This window comes from Paracoccus yeei ATCC BAA-599, assembly GCF_000622145.1.
Lineage (GTDB): Bacteria > Pseudomonadota > Alphaproteobacteria > Rhodobacterales > Rhodobacteraceae > Paracoccus > Paracoccus yeei.
In genome coordinates, this window is record NZ_JHWH01000015.1 from 108,278 (window position 1) to 117,013 (window position 8,736).

General features: G+C 62.6%; 11 protein-coding genes. 7 read left to right on the top strand and 4 right to left on the bottom strand.

Going from position 1 to position 8,736, the window contains the following annotated elements; all coding sequences use genetic code 11:
- The first annotated feature begins 1 nt into the window (after position 1).
- Entirely contained in the window at positions 2-2,080 is a 2,079-nt protein-coding gene (locus BU28_RS0110000) for a TonB-dependent siderophore receptor (RefSeq protein ID WP_051578110.1), read from the top strand.
- 236 nt (positions 2,081-2,316) lie between these two features.
- Here the strand turns inward: BU28_RS0110000 and BU28_RS26295 are convergent, their stop codons facing one another.
- Complete coding sequence (locus BU28_RS26295; protein WP_233145002.1) at positions 2,317-2,550, bottom strand: hypothetical protein; 234 nt, start codon at positions 2,548-2,550, stop codon at positions 2,317-2,319.
- A gap of 41 nt (positions 2,551-2,591) precedes the next feature.
- On the opposite strand from BU28_RS26295, the gene BU28_RS26300 reads away from it, so the two are divergent.
- From BU28_RS26300 to BU28_RS26310, 3 genes are all read left to right on the top strand, one after another.
- Positions 2,592-2,807, top strand: coding sequence for a hypothetical protein (locus BU28_RS26300; RefSeq protein ID WP_028719359.1), 216 nt, complete (start codon positions 2,592-2,594; stop codon positions 2,805-2,807).
- Positions 2,808-2,878: 71 nt separating this feature from the next.
- Positions 2,879-3,172 (top strand): hypothetical protein, encoded by a 294-nt coding sequence (locus BU28_RS26305; protein ID WP_233145003.1) that lies wholly within the window; start codon positions 2,879-2,881, stop codon positions 3,170-3,172.
- Positions 3,173-3,190: 18 nt separating this feature from the next.
- Complete coding sequence (locus tag BU28_RS26310) at positions 3,191-3,520, top strand: hypothetical protein (protein WP_233145004.1); 330 nt, start codon at positions 3,191-3,193, stop codon at positions 3,518-3,520.
- 199 nt (positions 3,521-3,719) lie between these two features.
- Here the strand turns inward: BU28_RS26310 and BU28_RS25395 are convergent, their stop codons facing one another.
- The 3 genes from BU28_RS25395 to BU28_RS0110035 form a co-directional block, all read right to left on the bottom strand.
- The gene (locus BU28_RS25395) at positions 3,720-3,860 is read right to left on the bottom strand and encodes a hypothetical protein (RefSeq protein WP_155992531.1); all 141 of its coding nucleotides are present in this window, start codon (positions 3,858-3,860) and stop codon (positions 3,720-3,722) included.
- Positions 3,857-4,810 carry a tripartite tricarboxylate transporter substrate binding protein gene (locus BU28_RS0110030; protein ID WP_198944952.1) on the bottom strand — a complete coding sequence of 318 codons (954 nt, stop codon included), beginning with the start codon at positions 4,808-4,810 and terminating at the stop codon, positions 3,857-3,859. The genes BU28_RS25395 and BU28_RS0110030 overlap by 4 nt, the downstream gene beginning before the upstream one ends.
- Positions 4,811-4,895: 85 nt before the next feature.
- Positions 4,896-6,392: a tripartite tricarboxylate transporter permease gene (locus BU28_RS0110035; protein ID WP_028719362.1), complete on the bottom strand. Its 1,497-nt coding sequence runs from the start codon at positions 6,390-6,392 to the stop codon at positions 4,896-4,898.
- Between the two features lie 526 nt (positions 6,393-6,918).
- Here BU28_RS0110035 and BU28_RS25400 point away from each other — a divergent pair.
- The 3 genes from BU28_RS25400 to BU28_RS25405 all read left to right on the top strand — a co-directional run.
- Positions 6,919-7,083 carry a hypothetical protein gene (locus BU28_RS25400; protein ID WP_155992532.1) on the top strand — a complete coding sequence of 55 codons (165 nt, stop codon included), beginning with the start codon at positions 6,919-6,921 and terminating at the stop codon, positions 7,081-7,083.
- 889 nt (positions 7,084-7,972) lie between these two features.
- Positions 7,973-8,104 (top strand): YdeI/OmpD-associated family protein, encoded by a 132-nt coding sequence (locus tag BU28_RS26055; RefSeq protein WP_198944953.1) that lies wholly within the window; start codon positions 7,973-7,975, stop codon positions 8,102-8,104.
- Positions 8,105-8,446: 342 nt separating this feature from the next.
- On the top strand, positions 8,447-8,736 hold a 290-nt coding region (locus BU28_RS25405), incomplete at its 3' end, for a hypothetical protein (RefSeq protein ID WP_028719363.1).

Here is an 8,736-nt window from a genome sequence, read left to right on the forward strand (position 1 = left end):
CATGGTCGCAGCCCTTCAGGCCAGCGCCCAGGGCACGGAGGAAGTCGTTCTGGATCCGGTCACGCTGCGGGCCACCTATGAAACCGAGGGCACCGACAGCTACACCACCGAGCAGATCAGCGTCGGCGACAAGGACACCCGCGCCCCGCGTGAGATCCCGCAATCGACCACCGTGCTGACCCGCGAGCGGCTCGAGGACGGCGGCTTCACCTCGCTCGACACCGCGATGCGCAAGACGCCGGGCATCGTGGTGATGACCAATGATGACGGGCGCTCGTCGCTCTATTCGCGCGGGTTCGAGTTCGACTCGCTCCATCTCAACGGGTTGCCGACGCCGCTGACCAGCATCTACGGCACACAGGCCGACATGGCGACGGTTGACCATGTCGAGATCCTGCGTGGTCCCTCGGGTCTGTTCACCGGCTCGGGCGAGCCGGCGGGCGCCATCAACATGCGCCTGAAACAGGCGCAGGAGGAGCGCGCCTTTCGCTTCAGTTCCGAGGTCGGATCCTGGAGCAACCGCCGCGTCGAGGCCGACGTGACCGGCAAGCTGAACGACAGCGGCACGGTCCGCGGCCGCCTGGTCGCCGCCTATGGCGACAAGGATTCCTGGGTCGATGGCGTGACGAACGAAAGCCGCGTGCTCTACGGCACCCTTGCTGCCGACCTGACGCCGGACACGACCGCGAGTTTCTCGATCAACCACCGCGCCCGCGACATCACCCCATTCAACGGCCTGCCAACGGATGCGGACGGCAACCTGCAGGATGTCTCGCGTTCGACCTATACCGGGGCGGACTGGAACCGCTTCGAGAATGAAGTCACCGACTACATCGCCGAACTGGAGCACCGTTTCCAGGATGGCGGCCACGTCAAGGTTTCGGCATTGTATTCGACGGTCGATGCGGATTTCCTTTATGGCTATGCTGCCGGGGCCGCGACGGACGGCACCGTCAGCGGCATGCGCTATCTCTACCGCGATTTCGATCAGAACGCGTTGTCGCTGGATGCCCATCTCAGCAAACCGTTCCAGTGGTTCGGGTTGGAAAACAACCTGATCGTCGGCATCGACCACCACCGCGACGACAGCACCATGTATAACGGCTCGGGACTGATCTCGGGGAGTTTCGACCTTGACGACTGGAACAGCTCGGTCGCGCGCCCGGATGCCAGCTTCTCCAGCAAGCAGGACAGCGATGTGCGGCAAACCGGGCTTTACGCGCAATGGCGGGTCAAGCCCTCCGAGAGCTGGACGCTGATCGCCGGCGGGCGTCTCAGCTGGTATGAGGGCGAGGTGCGCACCACCACTCTGTCAAGCGGTGCAGTCGAGACCAGCAAGGTCGAGGAGAAGGGCGAGTTCACTCCTTATCTCGGCGTGATCAAGGACATCAACGCCACCACCTCGGCCTATGCCAGCTATACCGAGATCTTCCAGCCGCAGAACGTCACCGATGCTTCGGGTGACATGCTCAAGCCGCGCAGCGGGCGACAATACGAGATCGGTGTGAAATCGGAAATCCTGCCCGGCGTGAACGCCTCGGCCGCCTATTTCGATCTCAAGGACGAAAACCGCGCCGTCTCCGACACCGAGAACAGCGGCTATTACTTGGCGCAAGGCAAGGCGCATATGCGCGGGCTGGAGCTCGAGGCCAGCGGCTCGCCGCTGCCGGGATGGGAGCTGACGGCGGGCTATACCTATACCGACTCGGAATTCGAGGATACCGAGACGGCGGCCGGGTCCGAATTCTATTCGCCCCGGCATATGCTGCAGATCTGGTCGAAATACCGCTTCCAGCAGCCCGGCTGGGATCGGCTGCAGCTCGGCGCCGGCATCAAGGCGTTCAGCAGTTTCAGGAACGTGACACGCACGACAGCGGGGACATCCAGCGCAGTCAAGGCACCAGGCTATGCCGTGGTCGATCTGATGGCCAGCTATGACATCACCGATCAGGTGGCCGCGTCGCTGACGGTCAACAACCTCTTCGACAAGTCCTATTACGAGCGCGTCGGCGGAACCTCGGTCTTCAACTTCTACGGCGAGCCGCGCAGCGTGAACTTCAAGCTATCGGCAAAATTCTGATGATTGGCCTTATGACCGAACCTGTTCTGATTCTGACGATGAAGTGGGGCACGCTTTACGGCGCCAATGACGTGAACCGGCTGTATCGACAGGTTCGCCGCCATTTGGTCCGGCCGCACCGGTTCATCTGCTTTACCGACGACAGTGCGGGCATTGATCCGGGCGTAGAAGCGCTGCCCTTGCCCGAGCTGGGCTTGCCCAAAGGCCATGGCGACACGCGCTGGCGCAAGCTGGCATTATTCCACCGCGATCTGGGCGGCTTTGCCGGCATGGCGGCGCTGTTTCTTGACTTGGACTTGGTGGTGGTCAATGATATTTTGCCGTTTTTCGACCTGCAAGGTGCTTTTCACACCATCCGCGACGACGACCTGTTCCGGCCTAAGCCCCTGCGCCGGATCAACGCCGAACGTGACCGCTTTCTGCATTCTGTCGGCAACTCGTCGATCTTTCGCTATGTTGTGGGCGATCACGCCGATATCCTGGACGCTATCTGGCCGATCCGGTCGCCGCGATGGAGGGATATAAGATCAGCCAGCAGTTCCAGAGCGCCCAGCTGGCCGCGCACGGTAACTTGCACTACTGGTCGCGCGGCTGGTGCGTCAGCTTCAAGAACGACTGCGTGCTGCGCAATCTGCGTAGCTATTTGTCCGATCCGGCTCTACCTGCCGGGGCACGGATCGTGCTGTTCGCCGGCGCGCCGAAGATGGATGATGTCTTTTCCGGCTGAGGCCATAAATGGTATCGTCGCATCGGCGATATCGCGTGGCTACGTCGCGCTTGGCAGGGGCCCGCCAGCGAATGATAGCCAAAGCATTCCGGTGTTGGAAACTGTCACGCCGCATCGCTTGGGCGGAGGCCGAGATTTTGGGGCGCGACCATGTTTCCGCCAAACATGGACTGGATGCACCGTTGGTCGTCAGTCTGACTGCCTATCCGGCGCGCTATGATGCGGTCTATTTTGTGTTGCGTTCGTTGCTGGCACAGACGGTGCGACCGGACCGCATCATACTGTGGCTGGATCCGGGCGACGATGCGCTGCTGCCCGACCAGATTGCGGCCCTGGACATCGAGATCCGCACTTGCCCGAACTGACGGTCCTACAAGAAGATCATGCCGACTCTGACCGAGGTCCCAGCGGCTTATGTCGTGACGGCCGATGACGATGTTTACTATCACGCTGACTGGCTGGCCGGCTTGGTTGCCGGGGTAGGGGCAGGGGCAGGCGTAGTGTGCCACCGCGCCCATCATGTCACGCTGGAGGCCGATCTCCCGCGCGCCTATCGCGATTGGGAACGCAATATTAGCGCGCCGGATCGTGGCTCGCTAGTGTTTCCGACCAGAGTCGGTGGCGTGCTTTATGCACCGGGCGTGTTCCACCCGGATGTGACCCGCGCCGACCTGTTTCAGTCGCTGGCGCCTTCGGCGGCCGATGATGTCTGACTGTATTGGATGCACCGTCTAGCCGGCAGTCAACCTGTCAAGCTGGGCTGCTGCTTTCGCATTATCGAATGGCCGGGCAGCCAAGCTAGGAACCTTCGCAGCGGCAATCTGGTCGGCGGCGCAACGATCTGGCGGTGCGCGCTTTGCTGGATCGCTACGGCTTTCCCGACTAGGCCCAACAAGGGCGAACATGGCACTTTCAATGGGGTAGTTGGGAGAGTCTGACCGGAACAACGGAGCGCAGGAAGAAGGTGACCGACGCGGCCAGGCAGATCGCCCCCGCGATCAGGTCGCTGACCGGCAAGCCCCGGTCAGCCTGGATGTCGCTTCCCTGCGTCATTGCACGAAGCCTGCCGCCTTCAGGAACTCGGCCTGTTCGGCTAGATCCTTTTGCACGCGCTCGGTAAACTCGGCCTCGGCCCAGTCAGGACTGTCCTGGAACTGCTCCTGCTGAAAGGTCTTCCATTCTTCAGACGCAGTGACTTTATCGATGGCGGACTGGATCGCGGCGACCACGTCGTCGGGCGTTCCGGCCTTGACGGCGATGCCGCGCCAGATCGAACCTTCTAGGTCATAGCCCTGTTCCTTGAAGGTCGGCGCGTCGGGCAGGAAGGGCGAGCGTTCGGCCGTGGTCACGCCCAGCAGGCGGATCTCGCCGTTTTTGACCTGGGCCAGACCAGTCGAGGGCGTCATCATCGCCGCGTCGATGTGGTTGCCCAGCATGGCCAGCGTCACCTTGCCCGAGGCGTCATGCGGGATCCAGCCGCTTTCAAAGCCCGCCTGCTTCATCAGCTGATACAGCATGTACTGGTGGAACCCGCCCGAGGAATGGCCGCCGACCTTCAGACCGTTAGGGTTTTCCTTCATATGCGTTACGAAATCGTCCACGGTCTTGAAGGGGCTATCGTTCAGCACTGCCAGCGACGACGGCTCGGACTGCATCGCGCGCAGCAACCGCAGATCTTCCACCTTGAAGGGGATCAGACCCTGAGCGATGCCAAAGGTCAGCGTTCCGGTCAGAACCAGAATGTTCGATCCGTCGGCCGGCTGGGTGACGATCTGCGACAGGCCCACGGCGCCACTGCCGCCGGGCCGGTTGTCCACCTTGACGGTCCATCCGGCTTCCTTTTCCAGAAGCTCGGCCAACTTGCGGCCATAGGTATCCAGCGCTCCGCCCGCGCCCGACCAGACAACCAGTGTGACGGGCTTTTCTGGGTATTCGGCGGCCGCAAGCTGCGGCAGGGCGAACGCCCCGGCCGCCATGCAGAGCGCCGCGACGGTCCCGCGCACGAAAGCCGAAATTCGACCGCGGCGCAAAGTTAAGCTTGTCTGTTGCATTGTCTTCCTCCCAGGAATGATTGCTTGAAGCCGCCGCTTATTCGGTCGCAAGGGCGGCACGGCGCCTGGCCCGCCAGGCGCGGCGGACAGGCACCAGGATGCTGACCAGGCTGAGCAGCAGGAACAGCACGCTGATCGGATCGGTCAGGAACACCATGTAGCTGCCCTGCGATGACACCAGCGCCGTTCGATAGTTGGATTCGATCAGATAACCCAGCACCATGGCCAGGATGATCGGCGCGACCGGGAAGTTCAGCTTCTTCATCAGATAGCCGACCAGGCCGAAACCCAACGTCATCCAGACGTCGAACATCAGGTTGCGAATGGCAAATGCACCCAGGATGGCGAAGGCCATAATACCAGCTGCGATAACTCCGTCGGGCAGCAGAACGGTCCGCGCCATGATCGGCAGGAACAGCGATCCGACCAAATATTGCACCAGCGAGGCGATGATGACGCCGAACAGGATCGCGTAAACCAAGGTCGGCGCTTCGGCGAATAGCTGCGGACCGGGGTGCAGGCCATGCATGATCAACGCCCCCATTATGATGGCCGTGGTGGGTGAACCGGGCACCCCAAGTGCCAGCAGGGGCACCAGGGCACCGCCCACGGTGGCGTTGTTGGATGCCTCGGGTGCCGCGATCCCGCTGGGCGATCCCTTACCGTATTGCTCGGGATGCTTGTCGCGGGCGCGAGCATAGTCGCGGGCGACCCAGCAGGCGATATTGCCGCCGACACCGGGCAGGATACCCAGAAGCGTGCCGATGACCGAGCCCGACAGCATCGAGCGCCAGGTTTCCTTCAGAAGCGCTTTCGACATGAACACATGGCCGACGCGGCTTTTGGCCAGCTTGCTGCTGCGCGCGTGCTTTTCGGCCAAGGCAATCGCCTCGGACACCGCAAAGAGCCCGATCAGCGCCGCCAAAAAGGGCACACCCTCGTAAAGCTCGAAATAGCCGAAGGTAAAGCGTGGTGTTCCGGCAATCGGGTCGATGCCCACCGTGGCAAGCGCCAGCCCCAAGGCCGCTCCCAAGAGACCCTTGACCAACGATCCGCCCGACAGCGCCGCGACCGAAGTCAGGCCAAACAGACCCACGGCGAAATAGCCTGCCGGTCCGAATTCCAGCGCAAGCTTTGCCAGCGGCATCGCCAGCAGCAACAATGCAAGGCCTCCCAGCACTCCGCCCAGCGTCGAAGCGGTCAGCGAGATAGAGATCGCCTCATTCGCCTGGCCCTTTTGCGCCATGGCATAGCCATCGATGGCGGTGGCCGCTGCCGCCGCCGTCCCTGGGGTCGACAACAGGATCGCGCTGATCGAGCCGCCGTATTCCGCCGAGGTATAAAGCGAGATCATCAGCAGCATGCTGAGTTCGGGCGACATCGTGTAGGTAAAGGGGATCAGCAGGCTGAGCCCGATCGACGGCCCCAGTCCGGGGAGCGCGCCGATGACGATCCCCAGAAGCGCGCCGATCAGCAAGACTGCGATCCCTGATAGGCTGAAGATCACGCCAAGCGATTGAACGATACCGTCCATGCAAGCCCTCCCAAGCTGTGCCGGCATGACCGGTCCCCTCGGGCGGCATGCTTCGGCTTGGGGTCTTTCTGGATCGCGACCCGCTACTGCACAATTTAGAAGCGGCCCCGAGAGAATAAGTTTTGCCTATTGCAATGTCGCTAGTCCGGGAAGAAGTGCGGGATCTCGCTATGGCTTTGTGGCAAACTCTACGGCAGACGGAGCCCGACAATGGTCCGGAAATCCACTGCAGCTGGTGAGGATGCCATGCTCAAGGAGCGCTTGCTGATTGCCATGCGAGAGGATCGTCCGCTGCAAACCGGATTCAGATCTGCTTCTCCAAGATCGACGCGCTGCCTTTTATTGGCTATTCGGCCAATGCTTCCTATATGCATGAGCTCGTGCGATCAGTGTTGGCACCTAGGGAACGTCACCGGTCGTCACCAAGCAGGTGGCCCACGCACGGGCGATCTTATCGTTTGTCGGGGCAGGCTTGGCAGTGTCAATCCTGTTGGAACATGCGCGGCAAGCAGGACGTAACGGAGACGTGTTCCGGCCGATCATTCTGCAAGGTTACATGGCGCTGACACATCTGGTCTCGGCGGAGGACTCCAAGAGGCCGATCATCGGCCGGGTGCGCAACGTCAGTCGCGAAGCGGGCGCTGCGCTTGAGGCGCGGCCGGACAAGAATTTCGACAACACTCCTCCGTAGAGAAGATGATCTAAGCCCTCCTCTATGCAGGACAGAAGCGCCTTGTTATCGCTGGCCTATCTGTTCGCCGGGCCAGGCCCGCTTGTTCAGCCCCGGCGAACAGATGGGCCGGAGTCACGCACGAGAGCACCTATCCCGGCAGCCAAAGCCTCCAGGAAGAGAACGTGGACACGGCACCAGAGAGCAGGCGCTCCACCTCGGGGACGCTGATCGGCTTGCTTGGTGACGATGAGCCGGGCTTGCAGGTTTGTCAGAGGAAGAACTGCTCCAGTGGCTTCTGCCGAATGAGCAAAGGGTAGTGGAAACCATGATGCGCATCGAGAACAAGATCCTGGGGAAGATCGCACTGTAGCTGGGCGAGGCGCGGCCACTTGAGGACATATCCCCTACGGCAGCGTTACAACCCCGTTTTCCAGTTCCGACTAGCCAAGAAGACGCGCAGGATCTTCACGGTGTCTTCCCGGACCACGAAGGCAGTGAAAGGTCGACGCTCGAAGCCGACGATGCTTGCCACGGACTGGATGATCGATCTCGATCCAGACGCGGGCGACGAAGGCGGCGAAATAATCTATTCTGGTCCCGCGCCGGCCGTCTTTTGTGCCAAGAGGTCAGCGACAGGGGCCGAGCTTCGGCGCTACATTAGGATCAGTGCGGGCTGAGCGCCCCTCAACGGAAATCTCATTGGGCTCTTCGCGTCGATAACGTGACCGCCGCTGAAAAGCGATTGGGTCAACAATCTGACGGAGAGCCAGAAATATCTGACAGAGGACAGCAGGGCTCAGAGCCCGTCATCACGCCGCCCGCCGCCCGTCCTAACGACGCTGGAAAGCCCGGTCGGGCGGGACCATGATCCTGGCGGCACTTGGGCTGAAAGAACGAGGTCCCTCCGTTGACGGCATTTCCGCACGGCACGGTTCACGATGCGGGCGAAGACCTGCAGGCCATGGTGCGGGCGGATCCGGCCGTATTCACCCTGTGGCAGAGCCTGACGCCGCTGGGCCGGAACGAATTCATCTGCTGAATCGAGGACGCAAGGCAGCCCGCGACCCGCCAGCGCCGCATCCAGCGAACGTGCGAGGCCCTGCTGCTGGGCCGGGTGCATCCACCGGACGGACAAGGCGCCTGGCCGCTGGCAAAAGGCGGTGCTGGTCGACAGGAAGGGCCGTCCTAGCGTCAAGAGCTGAAACCAGCACCTCGGGCAGCCGGGCTGCAAGGAGGCGCGGCAACCGCTCGTACGGGCCTTCCACGGCGCGGAAAGGGTCATGTTCCGCCCGCAGCGCCGCCCGGCCTTGGCTTTCCGACGCGCGTTTCGGAACGGTTTTGCCCCTGGCGCCGTTCCTGAACCAACCGAAGGAGAAGCCCGATGATCCGAACGGTTCTCGTCACGGCCGTCGCTTTCGCCGCCGCCTGGGGGGCAGGGGCCCCGGACCCCGGACGCCATCCGGTGCAGTCCGGGACCGATGGCGCGGCCCCGGCCCACGCTGTCCCGCAAGCTCAGCCGCAAGCCCCGGCGACCGGCTTTCAGGCCTTGGGCGCGGCCTTCGATCGCGCCGACCGGGCGCTGATGCGGTCAGGGCCGCTGCCCGAAACCGCCGCCCGGCCGGCGATGCGGCCGACCGGGATCGGGACGGACCGGCCATTTGCGCGGCCCGC

Coding starts and splice junctions, on each gene's coding strand:
- BU28_RS0110000 (WP_051578110.1), top strand. CDS start 2: ATGGTCGCAGCCCTTCAGGCCAGCGCCCAGGGCACGGAGGAAGTCGTT.
- BU28_RS26300 (WP_028719359.1), top strand. CDS start 2,592: ATGGAGGGATATAAGATCAGCCAGCAGTTCCAGAGCGCCCAGCTGGCC.
- BU28_RS26305 (WP_233145003.1), top strand. CDS start 2,879: ATGATAGCCAAAGCATTCCGGTGTTGGAAACTGTCACGCCGCATCGCT.
- BU28_RS26310 (WP_233145004.1), top strand. CDS start 3,191: ATGCCGACTCTGACCGAGGTCCCAGCGGCTTATGTCGTGACGGCCGAT.
- BU28_RS25395 (WP_155992531.1), bottom strand. CDS start 3,860: ATGACGCAGGGAAGCGACATCCAGGCTGACCGGGGCTTGCCGGTCAGC.
- BU28_RS0110035 (WP_028719362.1), bottom strand. CDS start 6,392: ATGGACGGTATCGTTCAATCGCTTGGCGTGATCTTCAGCCTATCAGGG.